Source organism: Cupriavidus oxalaticus, from assembly GCF_038900635.1.
Classification (GTDB): domain Bacteria; phylum Pseudomonadota; class Gammaproteobacteria; order Burkholderiales; family Burkholderiaceae; genus Cupriavidus; species Cupriavidus oxalaticus_B.
Genome location: NZ_JAYMRX010000005.1, coordinates 44,119 through 63,495, shown reverse-complemented (window position 1 = coordinate 63,495; position 19,377 = coordinate 44,119). Strand labels below are relative to the sequence as shown.

Genomic DNA, 19,377 nt, shown 5'->3' with positions numbered 1-19,377 from the left:
GCGGAGCAGCGCGACCCATGCGCGCCCCGACGGACCCCCGAAAAAATTATTCTGCTTCCCTTCAAGGCCGGGCCCATACCCGGCAACGGCGGTGCGTGGAACCCGCACCTGCCAGCCGTCTTCCCCACCAATGGTGGATGGACGGCCACATAATTTGCAACAGAGTGTGACAAGACGCCGGTGGGCCGTCAATCCGGGGCGGCGGGCCCCTGCCGGCGTTCTGTCGTATCGGCGCGACGCGCGCGGCCAGTCTGACGGCTTTCTATGAAGCTTCGATGGCGCGCAAGCTGGCGTCGTGCCGGATGGCGGCCAGCGTCAGATGGCCACCATCTCGAAATCTTCCTTGCGCGCGCCGCATTCCGGGCAGGTCCAGTTGATGGGCACGTCTTCCCACCGGGTCCCCGGGGCAATGCCGTCTTCCGGCGCGCCAGCGGCTTCGTCGTAGATCCAGCCGCAGATCAGGCACATCCAAGTCTTGTATTCCATAACAGGCTCTGGCCACTCTCCATTAAAATCCAGCGCAGATGGTACCGAAACCGTGCCGCCCGCGCCAGCCGGCGACCGCCAGAATCGTGCCAGTTCCGCCGTGTTCGCGCATGTTAGCGCCGGATTGGCAGTCAATTGCCGTGAAATTCCACGGTATTGCCTGCATGTCGACGAGACGCCGGCCGCGCCGCCACGTTCCCAGCAGTCCTTGATCCCACTCAACGCCATGTCCCGTAACCAGCAGCTCTTCGACCGCGCCCAGCAGACCATTCCTGGCGGCGTGAACTCCCCCGTGCGCGCCTTCCGCTCGGTGGGCGGCACGCCGCGCTTCATCACGCGCGCCGAAGGAGCCTATATGTGGGATGCCGATGGCCAGCGCTATATCGACTACATCGGCTCCTGGGGCCCGATGATCGTCGGCCATGCCCACCCTGAGGTGGTGCGCGCGGTACAGGAGACCTGTGCCCAAAGCTTTTCGTTCGGCGCGCCCACCGAGGGCGAGATCGTCATGGCCGAAGAAATCTGCAAGCTGGTGCCGTCGATCGAGCAGGTGCGGCTGGTGTCTTCCGGCACCGAGGCCACCATGAGCGCGCTGCGGCTGGCGCGCGGCTTTACCGGCCGCGACCTGATCATCAAGTTCGAGGGCTGCTACCACGGCCATGCCGACAGCCTGCTGGTCAAGGCCGGCTCGGGCCTGCTGACCTTCGCCGACACCACGCAGAACGCGCCCTCCTCCGCCGGCGTGCCGGCCGACGTCACGCGCCACACCATGGTGCTGGAGTACAACAACGTCGAGCAGCTGGAACAGGCCTTCGCCCGGCACGCCGGCGAGATCGCCGCGGTGATCGTCGAGCCGGTGGCCGGCAACATGAACCTGGTGCGCGCCAGCGACGCCTTCCTGAAGGCCATGCGCGAACTGTGCAGCCGCGACGGCGCGGTGCTGATCTTCGACGAAGTGATGACTGGCTTCCGCGTGGCGCTGGGCGGCGCCCAGGCCCACTACGGCATCCGCCCGGACATGACCTGCCTGGGCAAAGTCATCGGCGGCGGCATGCCGGCGGCGGCCTTCGGCGGGCGGCGCGACATCATGGCCAAGCTGGCGCCGCTGGGCGGCGTCTACCAGGCCGGCACGCTCTCGGGCAATCCGCTGGCGGTGGCCGCCGGCCTGACCACGCTCAAGCTGATCCAGGCGCCCGGCTTCTACGACCGGCTGGCCGTGCAGACCCGCAAGCTGGCCGAGGGCCTGGCCGAAGCCGCGCGCGCGGCCGGCGTGCCGTTCGCCGCGGACGCCATCGGCGGCATGTTCGGCCTGTATTTCCGCGAAGGCGTGCCCGGCAGCTTTGCCGAAGTGACCAAAAGCGACACCGCGCGCTTCAACCGCTTCTTCCATGCGATGCTGGACAACGGCGTCTACCTGGCGCCGTCGGCGTTCGAGGCCGGCTTTGTCTCGGCGCAGCACGACGACGCCATCCTGGACGCCACCTTCGACGCCGCGCGCAAGGCGTTCGCGGCGGCCTGAGGCCCCGCCGGCGGGCGACGCGCCGGGCCTTGCCCGGGCGTCGCCTGGCCGTCGCCTGGCAGATGGGCGGTGCGCTACACTTGGGACTCGCTGATCCATGCTAACCATGCCTAACCTGCGGAGTCCCACGATGCGCGCCTCTTCCTCCCCGTCTTCGCCATCGCGCTCGCCGCTGTCCGTGCTGCGCTGGCTGCTGCTGGCGGCCATGGCCAGCCTGCTGAGCGCCTGCGGCTACAACGACTTCCAGGCCAAGGACGAGGCGGTCAAGGCGGCCTGGGGCGAGGTCATCAACCAGTACCAGCGTCGCGCCGACCTGATCCCCAACCTGGTCAACACCGTCAAGGGCTACGCCACGCACGAGCGCGAGACGCTCGAAGCGGTGACCAAGGCGCGCGCCGCCGCGACCAGCATCCAGGTCTCGCCCGAGACCCTGAACGACCCGGAAGCGTTCAAGCGCTTCCAGCAGGCGCAGGGTGAGCTGTCCAGCGCGCTGTCGCGCCTGCTGGCGGTGTCCGAGAACTACCCGCAGCTGAAGGCCGACGCCTCCTTCCGCGACCTGCAGTCGCAGCTGGAAGGCACCGAGAACCGCATCACCGTGGCGCGCCAGCGCTATATCGCCGCGGTGCAGGACTTCAACATCCTGGCGCGCAGCTTCCCCACCAACCTGACCGCGATGATCTTCAAGTACCCGGTCAAGCCATCGTTCACGGTGGACAACGAAAAGGCCATCTCGACGCCTCCGGCGGTCAAGTTCTGAGGCAGCGGCCATGGGCCTGACCGTCGGCCGTTCGCAGCAGCCGTCCTTCTGGCGCACCGGCATGGCAGCGCTGCTGCTGTGGCTGGCGGCATGGCTGTGCGCGCCGGCGCTGGCGGCCGACGGCTTCGTGCCGGTGCCGCCGCTGACCCAGCGCGTCACCGACCTGACCGGCACGCTGAGCTCGCAGCAGCGCACCGCGCTGGAAAACGTGCTTGCCGAATACGAGCAGCAGCGCGGCAGCCAGATCTTCGTGCTGATGGTGCCGACCACCGAGCCCGAGCCCATCGACGCCTACAGCATCCGCGTGGCCGATGCCTGGCGCGCCGGGCGCAAGGGCATCGACGACGGCGTGATCGTGCTGATCGCCAAGGACAATCCGCCCGGGCTGCGCAAGATGCGGCTCGAGGTCGGCCGAGGCGTGCAGGGCTCGCTGACCGATGCCATGTCCAAGCGCATCCTGCAGGACGTGATGGCGCCGCACTTCCGCCAGAACGATTTCTACGGCGGGCTGGCTGCCGGCATTTCCGCCATCCAGGCCACCATCGACAAGGAAGGCCTGGCCGGTCCGCAGCCGCGCAAGGCGCAGCAATCTTCCGCGCTGGCCGACTGGCTGCCGGTGCTGTTTCCGCTGGCGATCATCCTGTTTTTCTTTATCGGCGCGATGCGGCGCTCGCGCGGGCCGCAGATCGTCACCACCCGGCGCGGCCGTGACGTGATCGCCGGCGGCCTGGGCGGGTTGGGCGGCTACGGCATGGGGCAGGACTGGGGGCGCCGCGGCGGTGGCTTCGGAGGAGGTTTCGGCGGTGGCGGTGGTGGTGGCGGCTTCAGCGGCGGAGGCGGCGGCGGCTTCGATGGCGGCGGCGCGTCCGGCAACTGGTGACACAAGGAGCGATGACCATGCCCCATCTCCGACGTGCCCTGCACCATTTCGCCACCAGCGCCGGCTACGCACGCAGGCACTTCCCGGCCGAGGCCCAGCAGCAGCTCCATGCGGCCGTGCATGCCGGCGAGTCGCGCCATCGCGGCGAAATCCGCGTGGTGATAGAAGCCAGCCTGCCGCTGGGCCACGCGTGGGCCGACGTGACCCCGCGGGAACGCGCCCGCTTCCTGTTCGGCGCGCTTGAGGTCTGGAATACCGCCGACCATACCGGCGTGCTGCTCTATATCAACCTGGCCGACCACGCCGTCGAGCTGCTGGCCGACCGCGGCATTGATGCCAGCGTGGGTCCGGCAGTCTGGCGCGAACTGTGCGATGAACTGGCGCATGGGCTGAAGCAGGACCTGTCGGTAGCGCCGGTGCTGGTCACGGTGGCGCGCATCCATGAGTTGCTGGCCAGCCATTTTCCGTCGGATGGGGGGCACAACCCCAATGAGTTGGATGACCGGCCGGTCGTGCTCTGAGCGGGCTCCCTGTGCAGCCGTTCACAGATGAAACATCCTTTTGCCCGATATGGCGTCCGGGGCCGTGAAGTTACGCTTTGTGGACAAGCAGACATCACGGCGGGGCGAAGATTCCGCTGGAACGAACGGGGGAAACGATGTCAGAAGGCCTCATCCAAAGCGAGCCGGTTATATCGGAACCTAAGGTCGATTTTCGGGAAGTACTGCTCGAGGTGCTTTTGAGATGTTCTACCGCGCTGATACTTGGCGCGTTCGCCTATGCCGCGATCCGGCAGTGGCTGGTAGATCCGTCACGCATCACGTTGCTGTTGCTGGTGCTTGCGAACTGCCTGACAGTCGGCCTGTCTCTCTTTGCCCGGGTGCCAAAAAGGCGAGACTGGCATCCAGTCACCGTTCTCTGCTCCTTGGGCGGCACGTATTACTTCCTTGGTATTCAGTTGACCCCAGGGCAGCACCTGGCGCCGGAGCTCGTAGGCGCCATCCTGCAGATCGCGGGGATCGTGTGGCAAATCTACGCCAAGCTGACGCTGCGGTTCTCGTTCGGGATTCTGCCTGCCAACCGCGGGATCGTGTCGCACGGGGCTTACCGCTTCGTGCGGCATCCGATCTACCTTGGTTATCTCATCGCTGACGTCGGCTTCCTGCTCACAAACTTCGGACTGCAAAACCTGCTGGTCTACACGGGCCTGTATGCACTTCAGGCTGTTCGGATCAATCGGGAAGAGGCGTTGCTATCCGACGATCCCGAGTACCGCCAGTATCGCGAGAAAGTCCGGTATCGCGCCGTGCCTGGCATCTATTAAGCAGTGTGCCCTCCCGCGAAGGTTTCAGCGGGCGCCGGCATCCGCCGGCTTCCGCCGCGCGCCCATCAGGTACCACACCGCCGCCAGCACCTGCAACACCACCAGCCCGCCCCACGCCGTCATGTGCGCCGCCTTGGGGTAATGGCCGCCGCTGGACGGCCACAGGTCCAGCACGAATCCCACCCCGACCTGGCACGCAAAGGTCGCCAGGAACACCGTCAACGTCAGCGCCGTGGTCGCGCGCCCGATCAGCGCGTCGGGAAAGCTGCGCGCCAGCACCGCATAAGTCAGGATGCCGCTGGAGCCGAACACGCCGTAGGCCGCCCACAGCAGCACCGGCGGCAGCGGCACCTGCGCCATCAGCAGCGCCTGCACCACGATAAAGCCGGTCATGCCGATGCCAGCAAAGGCATAGAGGCTGACGCCGATGCGCTCGAGGTGGCGCGCCGCCCAGCCCGAGCCGACGCAGCCCGCCATCATCGCAAAGCCGATCACCGAGACCAGCCGCGCACTGGTGGCAGGATCGAAGCCGGGCACATCGCGCAGGAAGGCACCGACCCACAGCGTCTGCACCGCCAGGAACACGCCCTGGTTCAGCAGGGTCAGCGGCACCACGCGCCAGAAGCGCTCGCTGCCCAGGATCTGGCGCGTGCCGCGCAACTGCTCGCGCAGGCTTTCCTTGCCGGCGCGCGGCTTGTCGGGCACGCCGAACCACAGCAGCGCCGCCATCGCCAGCGACACAGCCGCCAGCCCGGCGCTGACCATGCGCCAGTCCGTCAGCGACAACAGCCACGACAGCGGGGTGCCGACCAGCACCGCGCCGAACCCGCCGATCGCCATCACCACGCCGTTGAGCAACGGCATGCGCGACAGCGGGAACCACATCGACAGCGCCTGGATGGCGGCGCCAAGGCACACGGAGACGCCCACGCCGATCAGCAGCCGGCCGGCGGCCAGCCCGGCCATGCCCGGCGCCAGCGCGAACACCAGCGAGCCGGCAACGGCGATCAGCAGCATCGCCGCCTCGGTGCGGCGCGGGCCGTAGCGGTCCAGCAGGATGCCGGCGGGCAGCTGGGCACAGGCAAAGCCAAGAAAGTAGAAGCTGGTGAGCAAACCCAGGTCGCCGGCATTGAGCCCCAGTTCGCGCGTCAGGTGCGGCGCGAAGCCCAGGTTGACACCGCGGAATACATAGGAAACCAGGAAGCCGAGCGAGAACACGGCCAGCACGCGCCAGCGGACGGCGGTTTGTTGCGTCGGCGCGGGGGCGGAAGACAAGGCAGAAGGAGTGGTAATCGTCATGGCCAGCATTGTCATCCCCATTCCGGTGCAAGGCCAACGAAAGATACCCGCGGCAATTGTGAGTAGAATTTGACGGCCATGGCCAACTCCCCCGGCAAACCCGCCGATCGCCCCCTCCACCTGCCGCCGCTGCAAGCGCTGCGTGCGCTGGAGGCCGCCACGCGCCACCGCAGCTTCTCGCGCGCTGCCGAAGAGCTGGCGCTTACGCACAGTGCCATCAGCCACCATATCCGCGGGCTGGAAGCCAGCCTTGGCACCAAGCTGTTCCAGCGCACCGGCAGCCAGATGACGCCGACCAGCGCGGGCACGCGGCTGGCCGAACAGTTGCGCGCCGCGCTCGACAGCATCGAAAGCGCGCTGCGCGAAGCCGGCAACAGCGCCGCGCCGCCGGTGGTGCGGCTGCAGGTCAGCGTGATGGAGGACCTGGCCAATGCCTGGCTGATCCGGCGGCTGCCCAGCCTGCACGCGCAGGTGCCGTCGCTGGACCTGCATTTGCGGCTGCACGCCGAGATCAGCCCGCCCGACCCGTACAGCGTCGACGTCGGCATCTGGCACCAGCGCGTGGACTTGCCCGGCTTCAAATGCCACAACCTGATCGAGGACCACGTCATCGCCGTGGCCAGCCCGGCGCTGCTGGCGCGCTACCCCGGCTTCACGCTGGCCGACGTGCCGCGCCTGCCGATGCTGCGCTTTGCGCTGCGCCCGTGGCGCGACTGGCTGGAAGCCGCCGGCCTGCCGGGCGACGAGCCGGAGCGCGGCCCGATCTTCCAGGATGCGGGGCTGATGCTGCAGTCGGCCGTGGCCGGCCTGGGCCTTGCCACCGCGCGCGCCCAGCTGGCGCACGACTACCTGTCCAGCGGCCAACTGGTGCAGATCGGCTCAACCCGGATTCCGTCCAGCCTGCACTACTGGGTCACCTGGCGCGAAGGCAATCCGCGGGAAAAGGCCATCCATGCCTTCCACGCCTGGCTGCAGGAGCAGGTGCGCGGCGAGGCCACGCAAGGCGCATCCACCGTTGGCGGGCAACACCAGCAGTTTCATTCATGAAATTGTTTCGTACGCAGATGTTGGCAATACGAATCATTTTCGATAACGCCTGATAATTCAACGGCTGGCAGGCGATTCCGGCGCCGGCCCAGTGCCTCTGAGCGAGTCCTGCGCACGAACCTGAGTTTCACCGATGCAACCGTTTTGCTGGCCATGCCAGCGCGCATGGATCGCCCACGCTACTCATCCAAAATGATGAGACGGCGAAGGCTGCGTCATGCGCGAAACCATGCAGATGCCTGTCAACGGCCTTCGCACAAGCCTTCCGCGATGGCTAAGCCCGGCCGCGAAGCGCTAAAAGGCTGAGACAGCAGATGTCTGGCAGGCGTGCGCGAACAGAAAAAGCTCCCGGCCGGTGTAAAGGAAATGCAACTCCCCTGAATCGGCTCCCGCGTGCAGCATCGGAGCCATGACGCCCGAACGTCCGAATTAGCGCCTCCCCTCTTTCGGATGGCGGATTAGCTATCCAGGTAGACCCAACGGCACATCGCCTTATAAAGTTGTGACGCATGTCTCACATGGTCCGCCCCGAATATGGTGCATCGCAGCATACCTACAGCCTGCGATGTATCAGGATCGGAACGTTTTTTTACGACACGTCAGCGACCGGCACTCTCGTTTTTCACGATTTTCTTTTCGAATCAAAGACTTATTCTGCACTGGCACGTTCGTCGCACTTATGTCCCCGCGAACAGAAGCCCGACACAGGGGAAGTCTGAAACGGAAGCGGCAAACATACTGGCATGCGTTCGCCGAAGGGTCAGTTTCAGATCGACTCTCGCATCCCAGGGTGGGCGTCGGGCTGGTGCTGTAAGCGTTGGGCCACGCGGCAGTCACTAGCCCGCACCGGTGCCCGCTGTTGCCTATGGCGCAGCGGTTGCCGACAAGATTAGAGGAGGTCTTTCAGGACACGGGCCGCGCGCAAGCGCGCGGCCCGTGGAACCTGGAAAGACCCCGCCAGCCCGGACCACCGGGCGGCAATGGGGACCGCGGATGCACCGGCTTGCCGGCGCGTCCGGATGAATGGGGTGCTGACCGGCCTGCCATGCAGGCGCGGCGAAATGCCGCTGCCGCGACCGATGCCATCGACATCGGCGCGGCAGCGGTTCATCGCAGCGCAACGGCGGGACGGCAAGAACAGAATTCGGGGAAGACGCCAGCGACGCATCCATGATGCATCGACGGCGCAGGCTTGAGGCCACCGAATCCGGTGCGTGGCAGCCGCCGCGGCCGGCTTCGACAGATAAGAAGAAATCCGGGGAAATCGTATGAGCGCGTATGCCAACCGCCCGCTGCTGTACCTGTCGCAGCACCACGACGCCATGCTGTGCAGGGCCCTGTCGCAAAGGGGCTGGAAGCTCAGTTTCGCGTCGAACCTGCAAGAGCTGCACGCGCTCGCCCACAGCGCCCAGCCGGCTGCCGCCCTGCTCGACGTCCACAGCGGCTTCAGCGATGCCGAGCTGGAATCGTTCGAACCCTGGCTGGCCCAGCCGCAATTCGGCTGGATCGGCATCGTCGCCAGCCGCGAGGCGCTGAGCGAAGCGGCACGCCGCCTGCTCGGGCTCTATTTCGTCGACTACTACACCTCACCATTCGAGTCCGCCGACCTGGCTCACTCGCTCGGCCATGCGCAAGGCATGGCGCAGATGCGGCCAGCCGTGCAGCGCGCCGCGGCCAGCTCGCGCCCGGACGGCATGATCGGGACCTGTTCCGCCATGCAGACGCTGTTCCGCGGCATCGAGAAGGTCTCGCGCTGGGACACCCCGGTACTGATTTCGGGCGAGTCCGGCACCGGCAAGGAACTCGCCGCGCAGGCCATCCACCGTGCCAGCGAACGCGCGCAAAAGCCCTTCGTCGCCGTCAACTGCGCCGCCATCCCGCCCACGCTGCTGATGTCCGAACTGTTCGGCTACGAGCGCGGCGCGTTTACCGGCGCCACCAAGCGCAAGCCGGGCCGCATCGAGATGGCACAGGGCGGCACGCTGTTCCTCGACGAAATCGGCGACATGCCGCTGGAAAGCCAGACCAGCCTGCTGCGCTTCCTGGAAACCGGCCGCATCGAGCGCCTCGGCGGCACCGAATCGATCGAAGTCGACGTGCGCATCATCTCGGCAACCCACGTCGATCTCGACGCCGCCATCGCCGCCGAACGCTTCCGCGGCGACCTCTACCACCGCCTGTGCGTGCTGCGAGTACGCCAGCCGCCGCTGCGCGAACGCGGCAGCGACATCATGCTGATTGCAGAGCACGTGCTCGAAAGCGTGCGCAAGCAGTCGCCGGCCCGGATCCGCGGCTTCTCGCCGACCGCGCTACGCGCGATCCAGCAGCACAACTGGCCTGGCAACGTGCGCGAGCTGATCAACCGCATCCGCCATGCGGCGGCGATGTGCGAGGAAGGGGTGATCCAGCCGGCGGACCTGGAACTGGCCGTGCCTGTGGAAGAACGGCCGAAGACGCTGGCGGCAATTCGCGAGGAAGCGGAGCAGCATGCGATTGTCGAGGCGCTGCAGCGCAATCATGAGCGGCTGATCGATGTCGCGGCGGAGCTGGGGATCTCGCGGGTGACGTTGTTCAGGCTGATGCGGGACTACAAGCTGCAGGTGAGGAAGGGGGATATGGGGATGGTTTGCGTGCAGGGAAGTTGAGGCGGGAGACCCTCCAGCACCAGCCGCAATATCAGCTTCCCTTCACGCCCGACTTATTCGTGTCTACGTCGCTGGCGGAGTCCATCGGGGCTCTCCGCCGGCGATGTGTCATTTGCGCATTGTCCGTTTCGCTTTCCTGCGAAGAATAGCCGACCGCGACGCCGGCCAGCCACACCCTGCGCAGGGCGTTTGTCAGCTGCGCTTGCCAGCCACCAATGAAATGACCTTGCCGTCCCCGCCTGCGCGCCGTTGCGGACGGCGCATATGGTAGCGGCGCTTGACCAGGTAAATCGGCCTGCCTTTTGATTCCTCGTAGATGCGCCCGATGTATTGGCCAACCAGGCCAATGCCAATCAGCTGCACGCCGCTGAAAAACAGCAGCAGCGCGATCACCGGCGCAACGCCGGGCACGTCCGCATCGCCCATTGCACTATATGCGGCGATGTACAGGCCGTAGCAGATCGAGACCAGCGCGATGCACGAACCAAGATAGGTCCAGCCGCGCAGCGGCACCGAACCAAAGCTGGCGATGTCGGCCAGCGTCGTCCTCCATCGCCCGCTTCCCTGCTCGTTCGATAGGCCTGCACGGCACTGTTCACGCTGATACGGCACGATCACGGTATGGAAGCCCACCCAGGAGAACAGGCCCTTCATGAATCGGTGCCTTTCGGGGAGCTGCTTGATGGCATTCACTACGGCACGATCCATCAGACGGAATTCACCGACATTGCTGGGCATATTCAGGTCTGACAGTGCGTTGTGCAAGCGATCGCAAACGGCTCCGGAAAACCGTTTCAGGTACGAGCCATTGCCGGGACCCGTGCATTGGGCAAGCACAACCTCCGCGCCTTGTCGCCAGCACTGGACCAGCGTCGGGATCAGTTCTGGCGGATCGCGCAGATCCGCATCGAACGGAATCACGGCGTCCCCGAGTGCCTCGTCCATGCCGGCAGTCAGGGCCGCCTGCTTGCCAAAGCAGCGCGTCAGCTCGATCACGCGAATCCGGCCATCCCGGCGCGCTGCTTCGACCAGCCTGGGCAGCGTGTCGTCCGTACTGCCGTCGTTGATGCAGACGATCTCGAACTGCGTGGCGTGCAGCGATTCCAGGATCGGCAGCACGCGCGCCAGGAAGCCATCTGTCGCAGCGCCGTTGTTGTGGAACGGCACCACTAGCGACAGGAGCTGGGTTTCATAGTTGGACATGACCTGGATCCTCCGATGCTCGCAACACCTGCATCAGGGGACGTGCGCGCGCGCAACCACGCCGGCTGTCGATGCGACATCATTCCCCCTGTCTTTTTGGTCTCGTGCGTGCGGCACCCCGTTGGGCATAGCGGGTGCGCAGCCATTCTTCCTGGCCCAGTTTTGTCGCGGACCGAACGGAAAGCAAGGCGCGCGAGCGTCGGCAACGCGTGGATCGCCATCCCGGGCGGCGCCGGAGCGGGCAACGTTTCCACCGTGAATCATGGGGCCTATCTGGTCGGATAGCCGCACAAATACAGGGGTTGCAAGGGATCTGACTGACATTTCAAGACATGCCAGGCACGCCACAGGAGGTATCAACGTTTCTATCCGGAAACGCTGGCCCGCTGGTCCGGCTTCCTCATCCATCAGACGGCTCTGGCCGCGCCGCAGTCGCCGAGCATCGCGATCACCCATCCAAGCGCGGTATGCATCGCTCTCCCCCAACCCTGCCAGATCATGCTTTTGGTTGAAGCGCTTGCCCCGGATCGAACGCCTGCGCGCGCCGGCGCGCCGCGCGTCCTCATCCGTTAGTTGGCTCATCCGAAATGGCCTGCGCGGCTTGCGTTTCCCGCCGGCAACGAAGCGCGGTGAAAGCTTCGCATAAAGCCTCGATGGCCTGCCGCCGTTTCACCGCCGCTTCCCGCAAAGCCTTATGGCACAAGGGTTTCACGCTGGCTGGCCCGCCGCTTGCCTATGTCCTGGCACCGGCACCGTCACAAAGACGAATGCCGAGATGCCGGAGCGACTGGCCGGCATCAGAACCAAAAACGATACGGGGAATCTTGCCATGCCTGCCGCACGCCATTTCGCGCTGACGCACCGGAACGCCTGCCATGCCGCATCCGCCCGCATGGGCGGCAGCGTGCCGTTCCGTTGCATGGCCCGCGCAGGCCATGCACACCACGTAGCGCGCTGCATGCACGCTTCGGCCGAGCGCCGATTGGAGGCGCGCAGCCCGCAGGCCAGTTGCGGCGGTCCTGGCCGCTGGCCCTTCCATGCATGTGCCATCTGCGCTCCGCCGTGTTTTCGTACGTGCCGGCGCTGAGACTCGCGCCGGCTTATCTCCGTCGCAAACCTGAAGTCCTGCAGTGCTTGTTGTCACCAACCAGAGGAGTTAATCATGCAAAACCTGACCACTATGTTCAAGCAATTCATCCGTGATGAAGAAGGCGTGACGGCTATCGAGTATGGCCTGATTGCCGCGCTGATTGCTGTCGTCATCATCGCGGCCGTCAAGCTCGTTGGCGTCGAATTGGACAAGACGTTCGACAAGATCGGCACCGAGCTCCAGACGGCCAACGGCTGAGCGAACAATCGCTCCGAAAGATTGCGCGCCTGTGCGGCCATCCTTCCAGGATCCGGCCCTACAGCGCGCAAGCGGATCGATCCATCATTTGTGACACCGGAGACGCCAATGTCGAAGCTCCTCACCATATCAAGGGATCTGCTGCAAGACGACAAAGGCGTCTCCTCTATCGAATACGCTCTCCTCGGCATGTTGATTGCGGTGGCCATCATCGGCTCCGTCTTCAAGGTTAGCGGCGCGGTGAAAGAGATGTACGAGCTGATCGCCTCAAGCATGCCTTGAAACATCCGCCCAGGAATTCCCTGACCCGCTCGCTCCAACCCTCAAGCCGATACGCCATGCAAGCCGCCACCACTCTCGCCTCCCTCGTAGGCCCCGCCACGATCGGCATCGTGCTGACCGCTGCGGCCATCGACCTGGACCGGCGCCGCATTCCCAACTGGCTGACCTTCGGCGCCTGGCTCGCCGCGCTGCCGGTGCAGATGACCATCCATGGCATCACCGCGGGCTCGCTGACATGGCTGTATGGCTGGCTGGTGGGCCTGGCTCTCTTCCTGCCCTTCTACCTGCTGCGCGGCATGGCCGCTGGCGATGTCAAGCTGCTGGCAGCCGTGGGGGCCTGGCTTGGCATGGCCATGGTTGTGAATGTCGCGCTAGCGACCTGCGTGATAGGCGGTGTGTGGGCGCTGGTGCAGCTTCTGATCACCAGGCAGACCCTGGTGACCCTGTCGCGAGTCAGCTACATGCTCAGCGTGGCGGTTCAACGCCGCGCGAGACCGGTGCAGCCAGAAGCGGAAGCATCCGCTGGCTCGATACCTTACGGCGTCGCCATTGCCGCCGGCACGCTTGCCATGCTCTTTGCCGGCACCTGAGAACCCAACACGACTACGCAGTCAATCGACGCGCGCCTTGAAGCACAAGAACACGCAGATCAGCAAACGGGGGATGGCAATGAACGAGTACCAAGACGCGGGACACGCTACGCGGCATCTCGAGGCGGTAGCGACGGTCAGGAGTACCCAGCCCGATCACGGCACGGTGGCTCCGTCCCCCTGGCACGTCCTGCCGCGCACCATCGCCGACACCGGGCTGGAAGTGGCACTGCTGCTGAGCCTGTTGATGAAGGCAGCCTACCAGCACCGCACCGTGACGCTGGCGGTGCTGACCGACACGCTGAAGCTGCCGGGCACCGTGGTCAACGAGGTCGCCGCCGTTGCCGTACGCGAGCGCCTGCTGGAGATCGCCCACCGCGGCGCCAGCGATCTGGACGTTCGCTTCCGGCTGACGGACGCCGGCTATGCCCGTGCGGCCGAAGCCTCGGCGCGCTGCAGCTACATCGGCGCTGCGCCGGTCACGCTGGACGCTTATGTCCAGGCCGTAAAGCGCCACTCGATCGGCCAGGCATCGGTGACCAAGGCCGACGTCACCGCGGCCTTCCATGACCTGGTGATCCCGGTCCACCTGCTGGATGCCATCGGCATGTCGCTGAATACCTGCCGGGCCCTGATGATCTACGGCCCCGCCGGCAGCGGCAAGACCTACCTGGCGCAGCGCCTGGGGATGCTGCTGCCGGGCGCGGTGCCGGTGCCGCATGCCATCACCGTGGCCGGCGAAATCATCCAGGTATTCGACCCGCTGGTCCATGTGCCCTGCGATGACAGCGAAGGCTCGCTGGCGCGCCGTTCCCTGGACCGCCGCTGGATCCTCTGCCACCGCCCGGTAGTGCTGTCCGGCGGCGAACTGACCCTGTCCATGCTGGACCTGCGCCACGACCCCGTCGCCGGCTTCTACCAGGCTCCGCCGCACATGAAGGCGAACAACGGCATCTACATCATCGACGACCTGGGCCGCCAGCTGGTTGGCGTCACCGACCTGCTGAACCGCTGGATCGTGCCGCTGGACCGCAACATCGACATGTTCACGCTGCAGACGGGCGTGCGCTTTTCGGTGCCATTCGACGTCTGGCCGGTGTTTTCCAGCAACCTTGAACCGGCGGCGCTCGGCGACGATGCCTTCCTGCGCCGGCTCGGCAGCAAGCTCTACGTGGGCCCGCTTTCGGTGGACGACTACCGCGAGGTGTACCAGCGCACCGCCGCCGAATACGGGCTCGCGACCAGTGAGGCGGTGTTCGACTTCCTTGTCGACAGCCTGCACTACGCCAGCGATACGCCCCTGTTCGCCTGCATTCCGCGCGACCTGCTGCGCCTGGTGGCCTCCGGCGTGCACTACCACGGCGCTGCGCCCCAGGTCACCGAGGAAGGTCTGGTGGCGGCCTGGCAGGGCTATTACGGGCTGCGCACTTCGCCCGAGGGAATGCCAAAGGCCGGTAGCGCCCGCCGCTGGTCAGACAACCACCACGCCGCGAGCTGAACGGTAGCAGCCAACGCGGACACCATTCGGAATTTCTGGGGAGAGTCATCATGAAAAACATGCGCGCAATCCTGATGCTGCTGATTGCCCTGGTCGCCGGCGTGGCGGCAGTGGTGTCGGCCTCGCGATGGCTGGTGCAGCAGTCATCGAGCTCGATCAGGCAAGTGGTGGTCGCCGCCAACGACCTGAACCTGGGGCAACCGCTCAACGGCAGCCAGCTGCAGCTGGTCAGCTGGCCGGCTGGCAGCGTTCCGCCCGGTTCCTTCCAGGACCTGAAGGCACTGGAGGGCCGCGTGATCCGCACCAGCCTCCAGCGCGGCGAGCCGGTTCTCGATGCCAAGCTGGCGCCGATCGGCACCAAGGGCGGATTGTCCGCGGTCATCAACGACGGCAAGCGCGCGATCACGGTTCGCGTCAACGACGTGGTCGGTGTCGCGGGCTTTGCGCTGCCGGGCAACTACGTCGACGTGATCGTCAACACGAATGAGGAAGCGCGCAATACGCAGAACAGCAACATCTCCAAGATCGTGCTGGAGAAGATCCTGGTGCTGGCGGTAGCGCAACAGGTCAGCCGCGACGACACCCAACCCAAGGTGGTGAATGCCGTCACGCTGGAAGTAACGCCGGAGCAGGCCGAGAAGCTCGACGTGGCACGCAGTGTCGGCACGCTGTCGCTGGTGCTGCGCAACCAGATGGACGTCGCGGACATCAACACTGGCGGCGCCACCAAAGGCACGCTGCTGGGCAAGGCGCCCGAAGCGCCGGCCGTCAAGGTCGTGACCCAGACTGCCACGCGCACCGTGGTGAAGACCCGCACGGTTGCAGCGCAGCCCGCGCGTGGCAACTGCATCGGTGTGCTGGCAGGCATGCAGGGCGGCGTCGAGTGCTTCTGACCGCGTCGCGCACAACGCTCAACGAATCCTGATCTGCATCACAGCTTCTCCGGGGGGAGATTCAAAATGAACCAGAAAAGATCCGACGCCGCAGGCGGCACCCGTACCCTGGTGCTTGCCGCCATCCTTTTCACTCCGCTGGCCGCCGCGGCGCAGGCCGCCATGGAGGCGGGCATCGTGACCAAAACTACGACGCCAGCAGCCGCCAAGGCACCTGCGGCACCCATGCAGATGACCATCAGCATGACGCCAGGCGCCCCGACCACGGTGGCGCAGGCCTCGGCGCAGGCGCCAGCGCCGGCCGCCGACGCGCGCGGCCCCAACTGCGTCGGTGCGATCCGCAGCGAATCCAGCGTGATGGTGCCTGTCGGCAAGTCGCAGCTGATCTCGCTGCAGGAGCCCGTGCGCAATCGCACGCTGGGCAATCCCAACGTCGTGCAGGCGACCATGGTGTCGCCCCAGACACTCTACGTGCTCGGCCGCAGCGTTGGCACCACGAACATGATCGTGCAGGGCCGCAGCGGCGCCTGCACCATCATCAACGTCGTGGTCAATGCCGATGCCGGGGGCCTGCAGACGTCGCTCGGCCAGCTCCTGCCCGGCGAGCCTGGCATCCGTGTGATGACCGCCGCCGACAACCTCGTGCTGACCGGCAGCGTCACCAATGCACAGTCCGCCCAGCAGGCCATGGACATCGCCCAGGCGTATGCCAACGCTGCGCAAGGCACCGACGGCAAGAACGGGGACAGGAAAGGCGGCGTGCTTAACATGCTGTCCGTCGACAGCCCGCAGCAGGTGATGCTGGAAGTCAAGGTGGCCGAGGTATCCAAGACACTGCTCAACCAGCTAGGTTCCGCAGTCAACCTGCAGGGCGGCTTCGGCTCCTGGACGGGTGGTGTCGTGACGTCGCTGCTGACCGGCGCTTCGGGGGCGATCTTCGGCAGCAAGGCCAACAACCTGCCGTTCGAGTTCGCCATCGACGCGCAGAAGAACGACAGCCTGGTCAAGATCCTGGCCGAGCCCAACCTGGTCACCATCAGCGGCCAGGAGGCCAGCTTCCTCGCCGGCGGCAAGATCTACATCCCGGTGGCGCAGGCCAATGTGCTGAACGGGGCCGGCACTGTCACGCTGCAGGAAGAAGAGTTCGGCGTGGGCCTGAAGTTCACGCCGACCGTGCTGGCAAACGGCCGCATCCACCTGAAGGTGTCGCCTGAAGTGTCCGAGCTGTCGCCCACGGGTGCCACCATCCGCGGCGGCACGCTGGCAGGCCAGACCATCCTGCCGGTCATCACCACCCGCCGCGCCTCCACCACCGTGCAGATGCGCGATGGCGAAAGCTTTGCTATCGGCGGCCTGCTCACCGACAGCGCGCGCGGCTCCCTCAAGGCGCTGCCGGGCGCGGGCGAGGTGCCGGTGCTGGGCACGCTGTTCCGCAGCACGCAGTACCAGCAGGACCTGACCGAACTGGTGTTCGTCATCACGCCGCGCCTGGTCAAGCCGATGCAGACCAACAACTACCCGCTGCCGACCGACAGCTTCTCCACGCCTAACCCGCTGTCGCTGTACTTCATGGGCAATATGGAAGGCAGTGGCAAGCCCGCACCGCAGCCCGCGCCGGCCCCCTCGCAGCCCGCCCCGGCCGCCGCACCTGTCACGCCGCCGACGGCGCCGCGCAGCGAGGGCGCGCCCACGTCGGTCTCGATGGTGCCGACGGGCCGCCCGCTGGATCCGCCCGCAACTGCCGGATCATCAGGAGCGCAGGCAGCCGCGACCGCGATGCCTCGGACCTCCGGCGCGCCGGACCCGGCCCAACCAGCTGCTCGCAATATCGCCGCCGCGCCACCCGCCGAGGACACTGCCGCGCGCATCGCCCGCATCGAAGCCACCGCTGCGCGCCTGGCCCAGGCACGAGCCGCCGGCACCGCCACGCGCACCGCCGCGGGCGGCAACTGAACCGCCGCGCCCACAGGAGAACGATCATGAGCAAGAAACGCAACCTTTCGCGCGGCGCCACCACGCTGATGCTCGGCGGCCTGGCCTGCCTCACGCTGTCGGCCTGCATGACCTCGACGCCGGTGTGGGACGGCCAGCGCGGCGTGGCGCTCGCCACGGTCACGCAGCTGCAGATCATCAATCCCGATGCGCCCGCAGGCCTTCCCACCGTCACGGGCGCCGACGGCAAGACCGCCGTGGCGGCGATGAGGAACTTCGACCGTTCGCTGGCCAACGGCAAGCAAGGCAGCTCGCCCTCCATGACGATCGACTTCGGCGCCGGCGGCTACGGCGGAGTGGGTATGTCAGGTGGCGGATCGCGCTGATCGGCGAAAACCACGGAGAGCCGATATGTCACGCCCTACCACTTACCGAGGCCGGCGGACCACCTGGCGCAAGCGGCAGCGTGGCGCGATCGCCATCATCGTGGGCCTGTCGCTGGCCGTACTGATTGGCTTCGTCGGGCTGGCGCTCGACCTGGGCAAGCTCTATGTGACCAAGAGCGAGCTGCAGAACAGCGTCGATGCCTGCGCGCTGTCCGCCGCGCGCGATGTCACGGGGGCCACGCCGCTGCTCGTGTCGGAGGCGGCCGGCCTCGCCACCGGCACGAGCAACGCTGCCATGTTCCAGAACGAGGCAGTGAAGATGGTCAAGGATCTCAACGTCTCGTACAGCGACACGCCTGACGGCACCTACTACACCAAGGACAACGTGCCGTACGCGCTGGACAAGGTGAAGTACGTCAAGTGCACCGCCGAGCGCACCGGTATTGCCCACTGGTTCATCCATCTCCTTAACCTGCTGCCCGGCATCGACATCCAGCCCAGTACCGTGAACGCAATGGCCGTGGCCACCACCACCAGCGCGCAGACAGCCTGTGCCATCCCGGTCTATGTCTGCACTCCGCCAACGGCGAATCCACCAAAGGCAGCGTACAACAAGGGCGACTGGATCAAATCCAAGGTCGATCCGAAGGACCCGTATGGCCCCGGCAGTTTTGGCTGGGCTGACCTGTCGCCTCCGGCCGGCGGTGCTTCCGAGCTGGCGGACCTGATTGCCGGAAGCGGACAGTGCGACCTGCCGGCAGTGGGCTCCAAAGTCGGCGAACCGGGCAATATCTCGGCGCTGATCGCGGCATGGAATACCCGCTTCGGCATCTATACCGGCTCTTACAAGGGACCGGCTGATGGGGCGCCTGACTTTACCGGCTATGCCTACAGTGTCACCACATGGAATCCGCCAAACGGTGGCAACGCCTACGCTGACTTCATCCAGAAGCGAGGCGCCAACTTGCCATACCAGACGGATGCAAATAGCGGCTTGACCACCAAGGGCACGGCATCGACACAGGCGGTGCACAAGGCTGGCGCTGACCGCAGGCTGGTGCACGTGCCGATGGTGGATTGCACCGAATTCGCCTCGACCAAGCTGGCCAAGGTGGTCTCCTGGAACTGCATGCTGATGGTGCAGCCGATGCAGGAGCCCAGCGCGAAGGATGTGGTGTACCTCGAATATCTCGGTAATTCGAAGGACGCCACCAGTCCCTGCGCGACCCAGGGTGTGCCCGGGTCCGATACGGGTGCTGGCCCCCGCGTGCCGGTGCTGGTGCAATAG

General features: G+C 66.0%; 18 protein-coding genes. 15 read left to right on the top strand and 3 right to left on the bottom strand.

What is annotated here, in order from left to right:
- Positions 1 to 315 precede the first annotated feature (315 nt).
- Positions 316 to 486: a rubredoxin gene (locus VSR71_RS10680; protein ID WP_010813017.1), complete on the bottom strand. Its 171-nt coding sequence runs from the start codon at positions 484 to 486 to the stop codon at positions 316 to 318.
- 226 nt (positions 487 to 712) lie between these two features.
- On the opposite strand from VSR71_RS10680, the gene hemL reads away from it, so the two are divergent.
- From hemL to VSR71_RS10655, 5 genes are all read left to right on the top strand, one after another.
- Positions 713 to 2,005 (top strand): glutamate-1-semialdehyde 2,1-aminomutase, encoded by a 1,293-nt coding sequence (gene hemL / locus VSR71_RS10675; protein ID WP_342913850.1) that lies wholly within the window; start codon positions 713 to 715, stop codon positions 2,003 to 2,005.
- A gap of 130 nt (positions 2,006 to 2,135) precedes the next feature.
- Positions 2,136 to 2,762 (top strand): LemA family protein, encoded by a 627-nt coding sequence (locus VSR71_RS10670; protein WP_342913849.1) that lies wholly within the window; start codon positions 2,136 to 2,138, stop codon positions 2,760 to 2,762.
- Positions 2,763 to 2,823: 61 nt separating this feature from the next.
- Entirely contained in the window at positions 2,824 to 3,642 is an 819-nt protein-coding gene (locus tag VSR71_RS10665; protein WP_428979387.1) for a TPM domain-containing protein, read from the top strand.
- 17 nt (positions 3,643 to 3,659) lie between these two features.
- Positions 3,660 to 4,163, top strand: a complete 504-nt coding sequence (locus VSR71_RS10660) for a TPM domain-containing protein (protein ID WP_342913847.1) — start codon at positions 3,660 to 3,662, stop codon at positions 4,161 to 4,163.
- A 137-nt stretch (positions 4,164 to 4,300) separates the two neighbouring features.
- Positions 4,301 to 4,966: an isoprenylcysteine carboxylmethyltransferase family protein gene (locus VSR71_RS10655; RefSeq protein WP_342913846.1), complete on the top strand. Its 666-nt coding sequence runs from the start codon at positions 4,301 to 4,303 to the stop codon at positions 4,964 to 4,966.
- Between the two features lie 24 nt (positions 4,967 to 4,990).
- Here VSR71_RS10655 and VSR71_RS10650 read toward each other — a convergent pair whose 3' ends face one another.
- Positions 4,991 to 6,265: an MFS transporter gene (locus tag VSR71_RS10650; RefSeq protein WP_342913845.1), complete on the bottom strand. Its 1,275-nt coding sequence runs from the start codon at positions 6,263 to 6,265 to the stop codon at positions 4,991 to 4,993.
- 78 nt (positions 6,266 to 6,343) lie between these two features.
- Between VSR71_RS10650 and VSR71_RS10645 the strand changes: the two genes are divergently transcribed.
- Together VSR71_RS10645 and VSR71_RS10640 are read left to right on the top strand one after the other, a co-directional pair.
- Positions 6,344 to 7,312, top strand: coding sequence for a LysR substrate-binding domain-containing protein (locus VSR71_RS10645; RefSeq protein WP_342913844.1), 969 nt, complete (start codon positions 6,344 to 6,346; stop codon positions 7,310 to 7,312).
- A gap of 1,268 nt (positions 7,313 to 8,580) precedes the next feature.
- Positions 8,581 to 9,957 (top strand): sigma-54 dependent transcriptional regulator, encoded by a 1,377-nt coding sequence (locus VSR71_RS10640; protein ID WP_342913843.1) that lies wholly within the window; start codon positions 8,581 to 8,583, stop codon positions 9,955 to 9,957.
- A 192-nt stretch (positions 9,958 to 10,149) separates the two neighbouring features.
- On the opposite strand, the gene VSR71_RS10635 is transcribed toward VSR71_RS10640, so the two are convergent.
- A complete protein-coding gene (locus VSR71_RS10635) occupies positions 10,150 to 11,160 on the bottom strand; it encodes a glycosyltransferase family 2 protein (RefSeq protein WP_342913842.1) in 1,011 nt (336 codons plus the stop codon).
- A gap of 1,162 nt (positions 11,161 to 12,322) precedes the next feature.
- On the opposite strand from VSR71_RS10635, the gene VSR71_RS10630 reads away from it, so the two are divergent.
- The 8 genes from VSR71_RS10630 (at position 12,323) to VSR71_RS10595 (ending at position 19,377) form a co-directional block, all read left to right on the top strand.
- The gene (locus VSR71_RS10630) at positions 12,323 to 12,508 is read left to right on the top strand and encodes a Flp family type IVb pilin (protein WP_342913841.1); all 186 of its coding nucleotides are present in this window, start codon (positions 12,323 to 12,325) and stop codon (positions 12,506 to 12,508) included.
- A 108-nt stretch (positions 12,509 to 12,616) separates the two neighbouring features.
- The gene (locus VSR71_RS10625; protein ID WP_342913840.1) at positions 12,617 to 12,790 is read left to right on the top strand and encodes a Flp family type IVb pilin; all 174 of its coding nucleotides are present in this window, start codon (positions 12,617 to 12,619) and stop codon (positions 12,788 to 12,790) included.
- Between the two features lie 56 nt (positions 12,791 to 12,846).
- The gene (locus VSR71_RS10620; RefSeq protein ID WP_342913839.1) at positions 12,847 to 13,380 is read left to right on the top strand and encodes an A24 family peptidase; all 534 of its coding nucleotides are present in this window, start codon (positions 12,847 to 12,849) and stop codon (positions 13,378 to 13,380) included.
- A 79-nt stretch (positions 13,381 to 13,459) separates the two neighbouring features.
- Positions 13,460 to 14,878 (top strand): ATP-binding protein, encoded by a 1,419-nt coding sequence (locus VSR71_RS10615; protein ID WP_342913838.1) that lies wholly within the window; start codon positions 13,460 to 13,462, stop codon positions 14,876 to 14,878.
- 50 nt (positions 14,879 to 14,928) lie between these two features.
- Complete coding sequence (cpaB, locus tag VSR71_RS10610; protein WP_342913837.1) at positions 14,929 to 15,771, top strand: Flp pilus assembly protein CpaB; 843 nt, start codon at positions 14,929 to 14,931, stop codon at positions 15,769 to 15,771.
- A 66-nt stretch (positions 15,772 to 15,837) separates the two neighbouring features.
- Positions 15,838 to 17,724, top strand: a complete 1,887-nt coding sequence (locus tag VSR71_RS10605; protein WP_342913836.1) for a type II and III secretion system protein family protein — start codon at positions 15,838 to 15,840, stop codon at positions 17,722 to 17,724.
- Positions 17,725 to 17,750: 26 nt separating this feature from the next.
- Positions 17,751 to 18,089, top strand: a complete 339-nt coding sequence (locus VSR71_RS10600) for a hypothetical protein (RefSeq protein ID WP_342913835.1) — start codon at positions 17,751 to 17,753, stop codon at positions 18,087 to 18,089.
- Positions 18,090 to 18,114: 25 nt separating this feature from the next.
- On the top strand, positions 18,115 to 19,377 hold the full coding sequence (locus tag VSR71_RS10595) for a pilus assembly protein TadG-related protein (RefSeq protein ID WP_342913834.1): 1,263 nt from the start codon (positions 18,115 to 18,117) through the stop codon (positions 19,375 to 19,377).